At 36.5% G+C, this 16,043-nt stretch carries 13 protein-coding genes and 1 other annotated feature; of the genes, 5 read left to right on the top strand and 8 right to left on the bottom strand.

Annotated features, from left to right (window positions below; genetic code table 11):
• Window positions 1-94 precede the first annotated feature (94 nt).
• Window positions 95-1,366: a tyrosine--tRNA ligase gene (tyrS, locus tag GH715_RS18755; protein ID WP_153836736.1), complete on the bottom strand. Its 1,272-nt coding sequence runs from the start codon at window positions 1,364-1,366 to the stop codon at window positions 95-97.
• Window positions 1,367-1,417: 51 nt separating this feature from the next.
• Window positions 1,418-1,626: a binding site (T-box leader), on the bottom strand.
• 129 nt (window positions 1,627-1,755) lie between these two features.
• Between tyrS and GH715_RS18750 the strand changes: the two genes are divergently transcribed.
• The 4 genes from GH715_RS18750 (at window position 1,756) to GH715_RS18735 (ending at window position 7,293) form a co-directional block, all read left to right on the top strand.
• Entirely contained in the window at window positions 1,756-4,734 is a 2,979-nt protein-coding gene (locus GH715_RS18750; protein WP_228760348.1) for a transglycosylase domain-containing protein, read from the top strand.
• A gap of 117 nt (window positions 4,735-4,851) precedes the next feature.
• The gene (locus GH715_RS18745; protein ID WP_163578764.1) at window positions 4,852-5,472 is read left to right on the top strand and encodes a GNAT family N-acetyltransferase; all 621 of its coding nucleotides are present in this window, start codon (window positions 4,852-4,854) and stop codon (window positions 5,470-5,472) included.
• A gap of 11 nt (window positions 5,473-5,483) precedes the next feature.
• A complete protein-coding gene (locus GH715_RS18740; protein ID WP_153836735.1) occupies window positions 5,484-6,134 on the top strand; it encodes a CBS and ACT domain-containing protein in 651 nt (216 codons plus the stop codon).
• Window positions 6,124-7,293, top strand: a complete 1,170-nt coding sequence (locus GH715_RS18735; protein WP_153836734.1) for an acetoin utilization protein AcuC — start codon at window positions 6,124-6,126, stop codon at window positions 7,291-7,293. Before GH715_RS18740 ends, GH715_RS18735 begins: the two co-directional genes overlap by 11 nt.
• 237 nt (window positions 7,294-7,530) lie before the next feature.
• Here GH715_RS18735 and motS read toward each other — a convergent pair whose 3' ends face one another.
• The 4 genes from motS to GH715_RS18715 form a co-directional block, all read right to left on the bottom strand.
• Window positions 7,531-8,334 carry a flagellar motor protein MotS gene (motS, locus tag GH715_RS18730; protein WP_153836733.1) on the bottom strand — a complete coding sequence of 268 codons (804 nt, stop codon included), beginning with the start codon at window positions 8,332-8,334 and terminating at the stop codon, window positions 7,531-7,533.
• Window positions 8,324-9,148, bottom strand: coding sequence for a flagellar motor protein MotP (gene motP / locus GH715_RS18725; RefSeq protein ID WP_153836732.1), 825 nt, complete (start codon window positions 9,146-9,148; stop codon window positions 8,324-8,326). The genes motS and motP overlap by 11 nt, the downstream gene beginning before the upstream one ends.
• Before the next feature lie 177 nt (window positions 9,149-9,325).
• Complete coding sequence (ccpA, locus tag GH715_RS18720; RefSeq protein ID WP_153836731.1) at window positions 9,326-10,321, bottom strand: catabolite control protein A; 996 nt, start codon at window positions 10,319-10,321, stop codon at window positions 9,326-9,328.
• 646 nt (window positions 10,322-10,967) lie between these two features.
• Window positions 10,968-12,032: a bifunctional 3-deoxy-7-phosphoheptulonate synthase/chorismate mutase gene (locus tag GH715_RS18715; protein WP_018933596.1), complete on the bottom strand. Its 1,065-nt coding sequence runs from the start codon at window positions 12,030-12,032 to the stop codon at window positions 10,968-10,970.
• Between the two features lie 160 nt (window positions 12,033-12,192).
• Here GH715_RS18715 and pilM point away from each other — a divergent pair, with 160 nt between their 5' ends.
• On the top strand, window positions 12,193-14,331 hold the full coding sequence (gene pilM, locus GH715_RS18710; protein WP_153836730.1) for a pilus assembly protein PilM: 2,139 nt from the start codon (window positions 12,193-12,195) through the stop codon (window positions 14,329-14,331).
• Window positions 14,332-14,350: 19 nt separating this feature from the next.
• On the opposite strand, the gene ytxJ is transcribed toward pilM, so the two are convergent.
• From ytxJ to GH715_RS18695, 3 genes are all read right to left on the bottom strand, one after another.
• Window positions 14,351-14,671: a bacillithiol system redox-active protein YtxJ gene (gene ytxJ, locus GH715_RS18705; RefSeq protein ID WP_153836729.1), complete on the bottom strand. Its 321-nt coding sequence runs from the start codon at window positions 14,669-14,671 to the stop codon at window positions 14,351-14,353.
• 137 nt (window positions 14,672-14,808) lie between these two features.
• Entirely contained in the window at window positions 14,809-15,246 is a 438-nt protein-coding gene (locus GH715_RS18700) for a YtxH domain-containing protein (protein WP_153836728.1), read from the bottom strand.
• Between the two features lie 22 nt (window positions 15,247-15,268).
• The gene (locus GH715_RS18695; protein ID WP_153836727.1) at window positions 15,269-15,676 is read right to left on the bottom strand and encodes a DUF948 domain-containing protein; all 408 of its coding nucleotides are present in this window, start codon (window positions 15,674-15,676) and stop codon (window positions 15,269-15,271) included.
• Between the last annotated feature and the right edge of the window lie 367 nt (window positions 15,677-16,043).

Here is a 16,043-nt window from a genome sequence, read left to right as displayed (position 1 = left end):
CTTACAAATGCGTTGATACCGCGGATTATATACTTTCTTGTCTCTTAAAAAAAACCAGGCTCTTAACTCTTAAGCCTGGTTTTATCTTCAATCATTAAAATCGAATTAAGAAGTATTTCTTCTTCCCTCTTCTAATAATCGTGAATTTATCTTCAATTCGGTCTTCCTCTGTTAATTGATGCGTTAATTCTTGATTTCTAATACCATTAATGTAGATGGCACCATTCTGAATATCTTCACGTGCTTGACGCTTGGAAGATGAAATATTAGCTTCCACCAATAAATCAATTAAACCAATTTCTTTATTCTCTATAGTCACAGAAGGTACATCTTTAAATCCTTGCTCAATTTCAGCAGCATTCAAGCTTGTTAAATCCCCACTAAATAAAGCTGCAGTGATTTTCTGTGCTTGTTTTAACGCTTCTTCACCATGAACCAGTTTGGTCATTTCTTCTGCTAAGCGTTTATGCGGGATACGTTGTTCCGGAGCTTCTTCTAACTCTTTCTCCAGAGCTGCTATTTCATCAAAATCAATAAACGTAAAGTATTTAATAAACCGGATTACATCACGATCATCGGTATTAATCCAGAATTGGTAAAATTCATATGGTGTTGTTTTCTCCGGATCAAGCCATACTGCTCCACCAGCCGTTTTCCCGAATTTGGTTCCATCGCTCTTGGTAATCAAAGGTACTGTTAAACCGTATACTTCTGCTTCTTCTTCGTTGTTTTCAAATCGTTTACGACGGATTAGCTCCATCCCTGCTGTAATGTTCCCCCATTGATCACTACCACCTATTTGCAGTGTGCAGTTTTCTTTTTCGTACAGATTCAGAAAGTCGAACGATTGCAGCATCATGTAACTAAACTCTGTAAAGGAAAGGCCACCTTCCAATCTGGATTCTACAGAATCTTTAGCCAGCATATAATTGATACTGAAGTGTTTACCGATGTCACGCAAAAATTCAATGAAGGTCAAACTCGCTAGCCATTCGTGATTGTTACGAGCTACAGCACTATTTTCTCCTTGATCGAAATTTAAGATGCTTGCCAGCTGTTCTTTAATTTTTTCACTAAATCCTTTTACTACTTCTGGACTATTTAAGGATCTTTCTGTAGAACGGCCACTTGGATCACCTATTAAGCCTGTTCCACCACCAATTAGAGCAATTGGACGATGACCAGCTTTTTGGAACCTTTTCAACATTAAAACTGGTAACAGGTGTCCAATATGTAAGCTGTCAGCTGTCGGATCAAAGCCACAGTATAAGGTAACAATATTGTTATCTAAATGTTTTCTTAAACCGTCATCGTCAGTTGTCTGTTGTATCAGGTCTCTTTTTTCCAATTCGTCTAAAATATGCATGTAAACCAACACTCCTTTTAAATTTTTGCAATAAAAAAACTCCTCCCTCATATAAGGGACGAGATATTCGCGGTACCACCCTTGTTGCAATTCAAATGAACTGCCACTTAAGGAAATAACGATGTAGACCACACCGTCTTCATTCATCATGAAGATACTCCGGAACGTAATTCATGGTAAGGGTATTTACTGACTTGCACCAACCGTCAGCTCTCTATAAAAGGGAACCTTCCACTACTTCAATCCTTCATAGTAATTATAGATGTTTAATTGTTATATCATTATTAGCATATTCGTAATAAAAATGCAATATTTTTTTGGTAATTTTATAACAAAACTGATTGACTGTTGTGCTATAATATGTAGTGGATTATTTAGGAGGGTATCGAATGAACATAAAAGATTTTTTTCATAATATGTGGCAGTCTATGAAAGAAATTTGGAATAAAAAAATTATTCAAAAATCTACTAGAATTAGCTATCATATCATTTGGAATATTGTATTATTCTTTATTACGATTGGTATTGTTGGTGGATTTTTCGTTGCCGGACTTGGTGCAGGTTATTTTGCATCCTTAGTTGATGACGAAGAAATCCAAACGGAAGAACAAATGGCAAGTGCTATTTATAACTATGAAGAAACATCTGAATTATATTTCGCCAATAATGAATTCCTGTCAGATGTTAGCACTGAATTATTACGAGATGAAACATCCCTTGAAAATGTAAGTGAATATGCACAAAATGCTGTTATCGCTACTGAAGATGAATATTTTGAAACACATAATGGGATTGTTCCGAAAGCGATTTTTCGAGCGATATTCCAAGAGGTTACCAACTCCTCTACCAAGTCTGGTGGAAGTACATTAACGCAACAAATTGTCAAAAATCAAATCTTAACAAACGAAGTCTCTTTTGAGCGAAAGGCAAAAGAAATGCTCTTGGCGATACGATTAGAACGCTTCTTTGAGAAAGATGATATATTAGAAGCATATTTAAACATTGTACCATTTGGACGAAACTCTTCTGGTCAAAACATAGCAGGTATCCAAACTGCTGCGGATGGTATTTTCGGTGTCAATGCTGAAGATTTAAACCTTCCACAAGCAGCATTCATTGCTGGCCTACCTCAAAGTCCATCTTATTACACCCCATTCTTAAACGGTGGTGGATTAAAAGATGAGGCTGGTCTCGAGCCTGGGCTAAATCGGATGCGATCTGTTTTAAGCAGAATGTTAGAAGCAGGATACATTAATGATGAGGAATATCAAAATGCGTTAGAATATGATATTGTAGCTGACTTTAAAGAGCCAGAAGATTCCGTTATGGAAAAATATCCCTATTTAATGCGTGAACTGCAAGATAGAGCAGTAGATATTTTAGTTGAAGTTCTTGCGGAACAAGATGGTTATACGAAAGAAGATTTAGAATCCAGTGAAATTTTACTAGAAGAATATCAGATTAAAGCAAATCGGGAAATTGGTAAAAATGGTTATAAAATACACTCTACCATTGATAAAGAAATATATGATGTATTTCAAAAAGTTGCTCGAGAATATAATAATTATGGAAGAGATAAGTTAGCTAGAAATGAAAAAACTAAAGAACCGATTATGATTGAAGACCCAGATACTGGTAAAATGGTCCAGTTAAAACAACCTGTTCAAGTTGGCAGTGTATTAATTGAAAATAGTACAGGGAAAATATTAAGTTTTGTCGGAGGTCGTGACTTCGAAATATCAGAATATAATCATGCAACAGACGTTCCACGACAACCGGGGAGTACGATGAAACCTCTTGCTGGGTATGGACCAGCCATGGAATTGGGGGTCGTACAGCCTGGTTCAGTCATTGCAGATGTACAAAAAACTTATCCTGGTAATTATACGCCAAGTAACTATTCTCAACGGTTTTACGGTTTAACACCAGTCAGGGAAGCACTATATCGATCACATAACGCTACAGCTGTTGCTGTTTTTAACCAAATCAAAGGCCCTGACTTATCAAGAAACTTTTTATGGAAAATGGGCTTAACCCGTATACCAGAGGAAGCTGGTGGCTATCTAGCAACTGTATTAGGTTCTCAGAATATTACAGTTGAAGAAAATACGAATGCTTATGCAACCTTTGGTAACTTAGGTGAGTTTGTCGAAGGATATATGATTGAAAAAATCGAAACCAAAGATGGCGAAGTTATTTATCAACATGAATCCGAACCAGTGGAAGTATTTAGTCCACAAACGAGCTATTTGATGATTGATATGATGCGCGATGTACTCACGCGTGGTACCGGTACTGCTGCGAGAGCCAACCTTGCCAACAAAAATGTCGATTGGGCTGGAAAAACAGGTACAGCTAGTGATTATAGAGATACTTGGTTTGTGGCTACTAATCCTAATGTAACGTTGAGTAGTTGGATGGGTTATGACAATAATCAAAAATTAGACAGAGACGGTTATAGTACCCGAAATAACACATTCTGGGCACAACTAGTTAATGCAGCCACTGAAATTCGTCCTGAATTAATGGCACCATCGGAAAAATTTGAGCGACCTGGTGGTATTGTTTCTAGATCATATTGTGCTGTTTCAGGTCTGTTACCATCAGATGAGTGCAGTGAGCTGGGATTAGTGCAATCAGATATTTATAATGCTAATTATCTTCCTTCTAAAGAAGATTATAGTCTTATTAAGGAAAACTACGCTACAATTGATGGCGACGTAGTACTGGCAGGTGAAAATACACCAGATGAGTTTTCTGATGGAGATGGTGTAAGCTTTAACCCTGAATGGTTAAAGGATATGGGCTATAATAAACTAGCAAATATTAAACAACTGACAGCAGGTAAGGGCGGTGCATGGGAAAAAATTAAATATCCAAGTGATGACAATGAGGTCAAAAATGACGGAAATGCACCAAGTGCCCCTACTTCCTTAAAGCTAAATGGGCAAAAACTGAACTGGAATAAATCGAAGAGCTCTGATGTGGTTGGGTATCGCATCTACCGAGCAAGTGATCCTGATTCTAATGATTTTCAGCGGGTTGGCTCTACCGCTGATACATCATTCTCCGTTCCTGGAAGTGATGCAGTCTACCATGTTAAGGCAGTTGATTATTTTGGACAAGAGTCGAAGCCGAGTAACGTAGTAGAAAAAGGAGATTTCTCAAAACCAGAAGAAAAAGATGACGAAAAAAATAAAAAAGATGATAAACCCAAAAACAATCAAAAGAACAACAATACTAATAACAATAACTCTAATAATAACAATAATGAGAATTCCGCTAACAATTCTGAACCAGATCCTGCACCCGAACCTGAACCCAAACCTGAAACTGATCAGGAATCAGAAAACAGCAGTAATGAATAAATAGGGATTAAAAGACTCTTATCCAAGCATGGATAAGAGTTCTTTTCTGTACTGTTCACTCCATTCATTCTACGTTATAATGATATAAATGGAAATTAACTTGGGGTGATAGAACTTGTGATACACGATAAACTTTACCAGTCGTTAAAAATTGAATCTGATCGTTCAAGTATTTTGATAGAGGGACCTGTATCGTCTAAAAAACTTTCACGATTAACCATGCACGAAGCATTAACTGCTTTTCGACCTGCTAATGAGCAGCTAGAAGCATTGAAGGAAATAGCTGACTTACCAGAAGGTAGAATCTTGATAGCAACGGTGAATCAGCAAATTATTGGCTATGTAACATACTTGCATCCAGATCCTATTGAACGATGGTCGCAATATCCAAAAGATAATCTATTAGAATTAGGGGCTATTGAAATTGCTCCTGCCTATCGCGGAAACAAACTCGGTTCCCGTTTAATCGAAACCTCTATGAAAGATGAAAATATGGAAAACTATATTATTATTTCAACCGAGTACTATTGGCATTGGGATTTAAACTATTCAGAATTAAGTGTCTGGGACTATCGAAAGATTATGGAAAAAATGATGAAAGCTGGCGATCTGTATCCTGCACCTACAAACGAACCCGAAATAATGGCCCATCCCGCCAATTGTTTAATGGTTCGAATTGGAAAGAATGTCTCTCAAGAAGACCAAGGATTGTTTAAAAAACTAAGATTTCTTAGCTAAGGAGTGGGCAAATGTTAGTAAAAGATATTATGAAAAAGGAAATAGTTACTTTATCTCCTGATGCTACGGTGTCAGATGCCTTACAGTTATTACAACAACACAATATCCGTCATATTCCTGTTATCAACCAAGAAAAGCGTGTCCTAGGTATTGTATCGGATCGAGATGTACGTGATGCCAGTCCTTCAATTTTAGATGATGAAATAAACAAAGAAGTACTATCAAGATCGATTCAAGATATTATGTCTAAACCTGTTGTTACTACTCATCCCTATGAATTTTTTGAAGAAGTTGCTACTATTTTCTATCAGAGGGAATTTGCGTGCCTCCCGGTAGTTAAAAACCATCAACTAGTTGGCATGATTACGGAAAAAGATATGTTATACGCATTTATACAACTAACTGGCACTCATTCACCAAGTACACAGCTTGAAATCAAAGTCCCCGACCGTATAGGCGTTCTATCAGATGTGTGTCAATATTTCACCAATAGAAACATTAAAATTGTATCCGTTTACAGCTATCCAGATCCTATTGAACCAGAATATAAAGTGCTCGTTTTTCGCATCCAAACGATGAATCCAATGCCGGTTGTGAACGATTTTCAGCAAACTGAATATCAAATACTCTATCCATACAGGGAGGATCAAGATGAAATCTGAGAACACCGCCTTTATTTACACAGATGATTTCCTAGATTACTCCTTCCATGAAGAACATCCTTTTAATCAGAAAAGAGTACTATTAACGAAAGAACTACTAGAAATAAGCAAGGGATTAACAAAGGATCAAATCGTTGCACCGGTCCAACTAGATGAAGAGATCTTATATTCTATTCACAACGCCGATTACATTCAGGCAGTAAAGAAAGCGAGTAAAAAACATCCTATATCCGATGGAAGTTATGGGCTAGGAACACATGATACCCCTAGTTTTTTAGGCATGTTTGAGGCATCTTTGGTTTCGGTAAACGGATCGGTTGAGGCAGCAGAACAAGTGATGACAGGTAAGGTATCCCATGCATTAAGTCTTGGCGGTGGACTGCATCATGGATTTCCAAACCGTGCTTCTGGTTTTTGTATCTTTAATGATATAGCTATTGCTATAAACCATTTAAGGAAGCACTATGATGTTAAAGTGTTATACATTGATACAGACGCGCATCACGGGGACGGGGTACAGCATTGCTTTTATCAGGATGCTCATGTTTGTACGGTATCTTTTCATGAAACTGGTCGTTATTTATATCCAGGCACAGGGAAAACAAGTGAACGAGGTATAAAAGACGGATTTGGTTATTCTTTTAACTTTCCCTTGGATGCTTTTACAGAAGACGACTCTTTTCTCGAAGTATTTCATACTTCTATCCAGGAAATCACTGCGTACTTTCAACCAGATATTATTGTCAGCCAACATGGTGTTGATGCTCATTACCTTGATCCCCTTACTCATTTACATAGTACCCTTCACCTATTCGAGGAAATACCTAAGGTCATTCATCAACTTGCCCATCAATATTGCGATGGGAAATGGGTGGCGTTAGGCGGTGGTGGTTATGATATTTGGAGAGTAGTTCCACGTGCTTGGTCACAATTATGGCAAGTAATGAATACAAACGAAACATTTAAAGGGAGGATTCCGCAGCATTGGTTAGAAAAATGGCAGCCATACTCACCTGTTCCTTTACCTGATACATGGCACGATAGTTTACAAGATTATCGAGAAATTCCAAGACGTAAAGAGATCGAAGAAAATAATCGAAGGATGTATCAACAAGTTCTAAAATTCATTGATAACAAACAAGGTAAAATATCTGATTGAGTCATCATTAGCACCTGTCTTTTAAACTTTATAATAAGAAAAGCGCACAGCGCCCGATTAGAAAGGTAGCGACTTCAGAATTAACTGAGATAAAGGAATCAAGGTGAGTTTACGAACCGATGATGACTTATCGTAGGGCAATTCGTGAAGTCGCCTAGTTTCAGGGCACTTGCGTAGACATCTGCGCAAAATTTATACTTTCCTTACAACGTAAAAAGGATGACTCAGTCGTCATCCTTAAGATTCTTCCGTCGAATCGAGTATTACTATTTCTACTCTACGATTGGCGCTCCATCCTTCGGAACTATCATTTGAGGCTACCGGTCTTGTATCTCCAAAGCCAGCAGCAATAAATCTAGATTCATTAAAATCATTGGAATCTAAGAGAAAACGAATAACACTGCTAGCTCGAGCACCTGATAACTCCCAATTTGATGGATATCGATAGCTTGATATGGGCCGATTATCTGTATGCCCCTCTACTCTTACTTCATTAGGAATGTTAGCCAGTAACGTACTAACTTTATTCAAAAAAGGCTTTGCTGGATCGAGAACTACTGCTTCTCCTGTTTCAAATAGGACACTTTCCTGCAATACCAGTACAACACCTTGATCCGTTCTAGTAGCAGAAATAACATCATTTAGATCATTTTCATTTAAGTATGATTCCACTTCAGCTAATAACTCATCTAACTCATCTTGATCTGGTATACCATCGACTGTATTCAATTCAGGTTCAGTTTGTTCTTCTGCTCCTTGATCTTCACCTGGAATGGTGTCCTCAGACTTATCATCATTCTCTTCTTCTTTTAAGACTTCCACATTTTCAGTTGGATGTTGCTCTTCAATAATCGATGGCATTGCTTCAAATATTGTTTCACTTCTAAATGCCTCCGCAATTGCTCTAAACTTTTCTGCATCAATTTGTGACATGGAAAATAAGAGGACAAAAAATACTAAAATTAATGTTACCATATCAGAATATGTTACCATCCATTTTGGTGCACCTTTATTCTCTGGACGTTTGTTTCTACGCTTCATTAAAGGATTCCTCCGTGAAATTCTCCTCTTCTAACTCTTCTTTCTTATTCTTTTCTTTATTGGATAAAAATGCGCTTAGTTTTTCTTTTAGAATACGTGGGTTTTGTCCAGATTGTACACCAATTACTCCTTCTATAATAACTTGTTTAATAAAGACTTCTTCATTTGTCTTCGTTTCTAATTTACCAGCCATTGGAGTAAATACTAGGTTCGCCAAAACAGTTCCATAGAAAGTGGTTAGTAATGCTACAGCCATACTAGGGCCAAGTGTGGTAGGATCTTCTAAATTCTGCAGCATAAGAATTAGACCAATTAATGTACCGACCATCCCCCAAGCTGGGGCATATTCACCAGCCTTTTCAATGATTAGACGGCCACGGTAATGACGATCTTCCATTGCATCTATTTCTGCATTCATAATATCATTAATCACCTCAGGCTCAATTCCATCAATGGCTAGCAATACTCCTTTTTTAATATATGGATCATCGACTTCTTCTAATTCGTTTTCCAGTGCCAATAGCCCTTCTCTTCTAGCACGTTCAGATAATCGCTCAAATAATTCAATCAGCTCAGCCAAATTATGTTCATTTTGCTTAAAAACTTCTTGGATCACATTTTTCGTTGTTTTGATTTGTTTGATATTAAAATTTACGAGTAGTGCAGCTACTAGGCCACCAAGTACGATTAAAACTGAGGACCCTTGTATAAACCCAACAAATCCTCCCATACCACCACTACTAACAATACCAAACATAATCATCAGAAAACCAATGGTAATACCGATTGGAGTCAAAAAATCTCTTTTGTTCATTCGTATTCTCTCCCCAGTAAAAAACTCTTAAAGTATCTGTTCAAAAAGTTTCCAAATTAGAAACAGCAAACGTAGAGATTCGCAGCTTATCATTCGATGACTTTTTGAAAAACCTCTTAAAAATTAATAATGCCAGGGTGTCATGGAATCACCCTAGCATTAATATCGGCATTTATTTTATTTTGTTGAGTTTCTTTTCACAATTTGATGTGGCAATACAACATTTTGTTCTTCCACATTTTCTTTATTCATAAATTTAGTCAATAAACGCATTGCTACTGCACCAATGTCATACATAGGTTGTACAACTGTTGAGAGTGTTGGGCGTACCATTGTCGCTAATCTTGTATTATCGAAACCAACTACTTCAACATCCTCAGGGACATTTACTCCGTTATCTTGCAGACCATGGATAACACCTAATGCCATTTCATCTGTTGCTACGAAAATAGCCTTTGGATAATCTTTAATGTTAATGATCTGGTTAGCAGCTTCTATACCTGATTCATAAGAGAAATCTGCGGTAATGATATAATCTTCATTTACTTCTTTATTTGATTCTTTAACTGCTTTTACGTACCCAGCATATTTCTTTTCATTGACGGCAGAATCTTCTTCCCCACTAACATAAATTGGATGTTTGGTTCCATTTTCAATAAGAAGAGAAGTTGCTTCATAAGCCGCTTGTTCATAATCAATATTAACGGATGGAATCGTCTCACTTGAATCAATAGTAGCAGCTAATGCGACAGGTACAGGTGATGTTTTTAATTGCTGTACATGCTCTTCAGTAATAGTAGCGCCCATATAAACTAAACCATCTACTTGCTTTTCAAACATGGTGTTAATTAGGCGCAACTCTTTATCCTTATTTTGATCTGAATTACTTAGAATAATATTATATTTATACATCGTAGCAATATCATCAATACCTCTCGCTAATTCTGAGAAGAAGATACTTGAAATATCAGGGATAATAACCCCTACTGTCGTTGTTTTTTTACTTGCCAGACCTCGTGCAACAGCATTCGGGCGATAGCCTAGCCTTTCAATTGTATTTAAAACTTTCTTTCTTGTTGCTGGCTTCACGTTCGGATTTCCATTCACCACACGTGATACAGTAGCCATGGAGACGTTAGCTTCTCTCGCTACGTCATAAATTGTTACGTTCATTATTATAACCTCCAATATTCTAATTAACGGTATATTTCTCTCATCATACGCTACAAAGAGTATTTCTGCAAAAAATAAACGATATCTACATTATTTATGTATATCATTCATATTATAACAAATTTTGCACAAAAATTAACATCAAAACAATTATTTTATGAAAAATTTTCATTATACTCGCGTACACTCGGTTAAAATCCTTCATAAAGATACCATATTATGGATAAACAGCCACGTAAAATCACTTGCATTTACTACTAACAAATCGCTGTGTTACTTCATGCTAGAATTGTAGAGCAGACCTTAGCAAAGGCCGCCCACTTTCACTCCTATGGGAATGGTTTGACCTGAAGATCCACTTTTTCGAGCGGGTTTTGCTCGAAAAAGTTAGCTTAAGGACAAACCCCACGGAAAGGAAAGTGGGCAGCCGAAGCGGTGATTATGCTGTTCACGTATTTCATAATTAATACTAAAGCAATCGAATTCCAATTAGCATAATTAGTTGAGGCCGTGCCAGTGGAAAGTAATTAGTCTGAGCCTTGCAAATATACATCGAATATTTCAAAATAAACATTTGGATGACAAAATACTCTGGTACTGGGGAAATAATAAAAACTCCTGCTATTAATTAACAGGAGTTTTTTCATTATTTATTTAATAATTCATTCATGAAATTGTGGAATGTTGGGATGTCCATTTGTTGTGCTGCGTCAGATAGTGCTACTGCAGGATCTGGATGTACTTCTGCCATGACTCCATCCGCTCCAATTGCTAATGCTGCTTTTGCAGCTGGTAATAATAGATCTCTTCTACCAGTCGAATGCGTTACGTCAACCATAACAGGTAAGTGTGTTTCTTGTTTTAAGATTGGAACAGCTGTTATATCTAGCGTGTTACGAGTTGCTTTCTCGTAAGTTCGAATTCCACGTTCACAGAGAATGATTTGTCCGTTACCTTTAGAATTAATGTATTCAGCTGCATTGATAAAATCAGAAATAGTAGCTGACATACCACGTTTTAACAGAACTGGTTTATTCGTTTCACCTGCAGCTTTTAATAGTTCAAAGTTTTGCATATTACGTGCGCCAATTTGTATCACATCTATATAATTAACTGCCTCTTCAATATGTGCAGGATTGACAATTTCACTAACAACTGCTAATCCATACTCTTCAGAGACTTTTTTCAATATTTCAAGTCCTTCAAAGCCTAAACCTTGGAAATCATATGGTGATGTTCTCGGTTTAAACGCACCGCCACGAATTAATTTCAATCCTTCTTTCTTAATAGCAGAAGCAACTTCAGAAACTTGCTCATAGCTTTCCACCGCACAAGGACCAAAAATAAAGTGTTGATTACCATCACCGAATTTATCACCATTTATATCAATTACAGTATCTTCAGGTTTTTTCTTACGAGATACTAGTAATGCTTTACTATGGTCATCTTCTTGTAATTCAAGGCCAGCTTTAAAAATTTCTTTGAATAAGTGAACAATCGTAGAATTTTCAAATGGACCATTATTATGCTTTGTAATTAAATTGAGCATATCGCGTTCACGAACTGGATCATAACTACGATTAGCACCTTGCTTTTCTTTTACTTGACCAGTTTCTTTTACTAATTCAGCACGTTTATTAATTAACTCTAGTATCTCTAAGTTAACTTGGTCAAGTTTTTCACGAAGCTGATCCAATTGTTCATTACTCATTATAAATCCCCCTACTCCTATTTTAAATTCCTGAAAAAATGTTATACTTTTTATAGAATTACGGATAATTATAGCTAAAATATGGCGACTTGTCACCAGTTAGAAGAAATATTTTATAGAATATTTATAATTTTTTCACAATAGGAAGGAAAAAACAGTTATGAATGAGCAAATGTTCGCACTAGATATCGGTACCAGGTCTGTTGTAGGTCTGTTAATGGAAAAGAAAAATGATCAATATCAATTAATTGACTATCATATGGTAGAACATGATGAACGCTCCATGTTAGACGGCCAAATACATGATATAGTCTCTGTAGCAAAAGTGATACAACAAGTCAAAATTCATTTAGAAGAAAAGCATAATACTGTGTTAGAAAAAGTTTGTGTAGCTGCTGCTGGACGTGCTTTAAAAACAAAACGGGTTCAAACAACGAAAGAAATCAGGAAACAACCATTAATGAGTGAAGAAGATATTCTATTCTTAGAATTAGAGGCTGTGCAAAAAGCACAATATGAATTAGCAACAGGTGAGGAAGATGCGAGTCATCATTACTATTGTGTTGGTTACTCTGTCATTCAGTATTCATTAGATGGGGAAGAAATCGGTTCATTAATTGATCAACAAGGTGAAACAGCAGAAGTAGAAATAATTGCAACTTTCTTACCGAAAGTGGTTGTAGAATCATTACTTTCTGCTCTAAATCGTTCAGCGTTACAATTAGAAGCGTTAACGTTAGAACCGATTGCCGCAATCCACGTGTTAATACCACCTTCTATGAGACGGTTAAACGTTGCGTTAGTGGATATTGGTGCAGGCACGAGTGATATTGCACTAACATCTGAAGGAACGGTCACAGCATACGGTATGGTCCCGAAAGCGGGAGATGAGATTACAGAGGCAATAAGTGATCATTACTTATTAGATTTTAATCAAGCTGAAGATTTCAAAAAAGAAATCACATTACATAAAAAAGCTATTGTTTCTGATATTCTTGGATTTGAACAAGAAGTAAATTATGAAGAATTAATCGAACATATTTCACCTGCAGTAGACACCCTGGCAAACTCGATTTCAGAAGAGATAATTGCTTTGAACGGTAAAGCGCCTAAAGCGGTCATGTTAGTTGGTGGTGGCAGTCAAACACCTGAGTTAGCAAAAAGACTTGCGATCAAATTAAAACTCCCAACTAACCGAGTAGCGATTAGAGGTGTAGATGCTATTCAACTATTATCAAAAGATGAAGGGCTGCCGATTGGTCCTGAATTTATCACCCCTATCGGTATTGCTATTGCAGCCAAACAAAACCCGGTACATTATATAAGTGTGACTGTTAACGAGCAAGTCATTCGGTTATTCGAGATGAAAGACTTAGCAGTTGCAGATTGCCTTCTGGCTGCAGGAATTAATATCAAAAAACTGTATGGTAGACCAGGAATGGCAGCTATGGTTGAATACAATGGTAAACCAGTCACGTTACCAGGTGGATTCGGAACAACACCAAAGATTTTATTGAATGGTAACGAATCTAACGTAGATGATATTGTTCATAATGGTGATGTATTAGTTATTGAGAAGGGGCAGGACGGAGCACCTGCAGAAATGAGTATAGAAGAATTGATTGGGGAAACTTCTTCGATAACAGTCTATTACAATCAAGAAGCTTTCCATATGAAACCTAAAATTCTCGTGAATAATAGAAGTGTTAAATCTAGCTATCTATTAAAAGATGGAGATAAAATCGAATACAATCAGCAAATTACGTTACAAGACTTCTTACATCATTTTCAAATTGTAGAACATGTCAACACACCATTTACAATATGGATTGATGATAACAAAAAAGTCTTAGAAGATTACAGTCAAACATTGCTGCACAATGGAAAACCAGCTAATATAAATCACCCTCTTAAAAATGGTGACAAAGTGGTGACATATTTAGCAGATACTCCTACGTTACAAGAACTTTTAGAGAAACTAGAGATTCACTATCAGACTGAGATGACGATTACCTACAATAAAAAGCGTCTGACTCTTACAAAAGAGTTAGTTAAAGTTTATCGGCGCGGTGAAGTACTATCTTTGGGAGATTTTATAGAGGATCAAGATAAACTGCAAATCATTGAGCAAAAAGCAGATCCATTTATTTTCCAGGATATCTTCCGGTTTATTTCACTAGATTTAACACAGGCAAAAGGAAGGGTCGAATTAAAACGAAACGGAGAGCCTGCAACATTCTTTGAAGAGTTACAACCTAATGATACGATTGATATAAATATAGAGAGTCGCCAAATCTAATTTGTGCGACTCTCATTTCTTAACAATTACTTTCTAAGCTGCTTACGGTAATATCGGAATGACTGGTATTCCAAGTAGGTTCTCCATCTGCTATTTTTATCACTTGTGGTGATTCATGCTTTATTTGATACGTATCAGCAATATAATTAGATAGTTCTCTTGCATGCTGAACATGTAATCTAAATAAAGGACAATCAGACGTTTCACTATACTTTTCATATTTTTGATTGGCTGATGTGCTGATCGGACAAGTTAAACTATGCTTCAACAAAACAAATTCCTGATTCTCTTCTACAATTTGTTTAAATTGTTCAACCGAATCGATATTTTTTATTTCCATTTCTACCACATCCTTATTGATAATCTGAGAATAGGAAAGTAAATCCTCTCAGCTTGTCTCAAATTTAAACCCGTTTCATGATAATACTGAAACGGGTTTGTCGTTTTGAAACAACTCTTTATACAATCTTTTATGGTTTATGAACGGTTTGTATCGTTTTCTTCTTCTACAGCCTTTGCTGCTTCTTCAATCGCTTGTGCTACTTCTTCAGCAGCTTTTTCCGGATCTTCATCTTTAGATATTTTCTCTTGGATTGTATTTTTTGTTTCCTTCAACTTACTAGTTAGATCCTGCGATCTCTCTGAAACCGTCTGACCTAGTTGTTGAGACTGTTCTTTAGCATAGTCTCTCCATTCACTTCCTTTTTCATAAGCGACATCTTTCCATTCATTAGCGCGATCTTTTACGTAGTGTGCTCCTTGGTTAAGATCACTTCTTAATTCTCTACCTGACTTTGGAGCAAAAATTAAAGCTAATGATGCCCCAACAATACCACCAATTAATGAGCCTATTAAAAAGTCTTTGCTGTTAATGTTCTGGTTTTCTTCTTTCTGATTTTGATTTTGATTCGTCATTTCTCATTCCTCCTATATGATATTATTTATTTCTATTTCTTTTAAACAATTCCATTACAACCGTGCTCCACTTAATAGCTTCTGCCGTTGTTTCCTTGTTATCATCTGCAATACGATTTACAGATTGTGATACGTTACGAATGGATTGGGTAAAGTCCTTGACACTATCCCCAATATTTTTAACACCATCTACTAATGTGTTTAGTTTTGTTGTTTTTTCATTGATATCCTCGGCTAATTTATTTGTTTTGTTTAATAAAGCCGTTGTCTCTACTGTAATACCCTCCATTTGTTTTTCTAAACCTTCTAGTGTATCTGCCACATGTGACATAGTTCGTCTAGTTTCTTTTAGGACTTTTACTAAGTAGATGACTAAAATGGCAAAAGCAACTGCTGCGATAATAGCTGCAAGGTATAAGAGAATTTCCATCCGAACCTTCACTCCTTCGTTATGTATTACTAATCAACCTAATAATTATGGTATACCCTTTATTTGCTATTCTAAACAAGATAATATTAAATTGCACGTAATAAGGAAAACAATGGTTGGAAAAGTCAAGTTTAAATAAGATAATTCGAGCAAAACCCACTCAGTCCTTATTCCTACATGCTAAGTGGATTTGCGGTTGTTTTAGTGGCCATTGTGAAATTTATCAATCGCATAACCATCGCTGCGGCTTGCCCACTTCGCTTTCCGTGGGACGTGTCTTCAGCTAACTTTTGTAAAGAAGATCGCTTTACAAAAGTGGATCTTCAGATCACGCTGATCCCACAGGAGTCGAAGTAGACGACTACGT

Origin of the sequence: Gracilibacillus thailandensis, assembly GCF_010994055.1 — a bacterium.
Taxonomy (GTDB): Bacteria; Bacillota; Bacilli; order Bacillales; family Amphibacillaceae; genus Gracilibacillus; species Gracilibacillus lacisalsi.
This window is presented reverse-complemented; position numbering and strand designations above follow the sequence as displayed.

Bases quoted from the DNA above. Each gene is read 5' to 3' on its own strand.
- GH715_RS18740 (WP_153836735.1), top strand. From the start codon at position 5,484: ATGTTAGTAAAAGATATTATGAAAAAGGAAATAGTTACTTTATCTCCT.
- GH715_RS18715 (WP_018933596.1), bottom strand. From the start codon at position 12,032: ATGAGTAATGAACAATTGGATCAGCTTCGTGAAAAACTTGACCAAGTT.
- ytxJ (WP_153836729.1), bottom strand. From the start codon at position 14,671: ATGGAAATAAAAAATATCGATTCGGTTGAACAATTTAAACAAATTGTA.
- GH715_RS18735 (WP_153836734.1), top strand. From the start codon at position 6,124: ATGAAATCTGAGAACACCGCCTTTATTTACACAGATGATTTCCTAGAT.
- motS (WP_153836733.1), bottom strand. From the start codon at position 8,334: ATGAAGCGTAGAAACAAACGTCCAGAGAATAAAGGTGCACCAAAATGG.
- GH715_RS18750 (WP_228760348.1), top strand. From the start codon at position 1,756: ATGAACATAAAAGATTTTTTTCATAATATGTGGCAGTCTATGAAAGAA.
- pilM (WP_153836730.1), top strand. From the start codon at position 12,193: ATGAATGAGCAAATGTTCGCACTAGATATCGGTACCAGGTCTGTTGTA.
- GH715_RS18700 (WP_153836728.1), bottom strand. From the start codon at position 15,246: ATGACGAATCAAAATCAAAATCAGAAAGAAGAAAACCAGAACATTAAC.
- tyrS (WP_153836736.1), bottom strand. From the start codon at position 1,366: ATGCATATTTTAGACGAATTGGAAAAAAGAGACCTGATACAACAGACA.
- ccpA (WP_153836731.1), bottom strand. From the start codon at position 10,321: ATGAACGTAACAATTTATGACGTAGCGAGAGAAGCTAACGTCTCCATG.
- motP (WP_153836732.1), bottom strand. From the start codon at position 9,148: ATGAACAAAAGAGATTTTTTGACTCCAATCGGTATTACCATTGGTTTT.
- GH715_RS18695 (WP_153836727.1), bottom strand. From the start codon at position 15,676: ATGGAAATTCTCTTATACCTTGCAGCTATTATCGCAGCAGTTGCTTTT.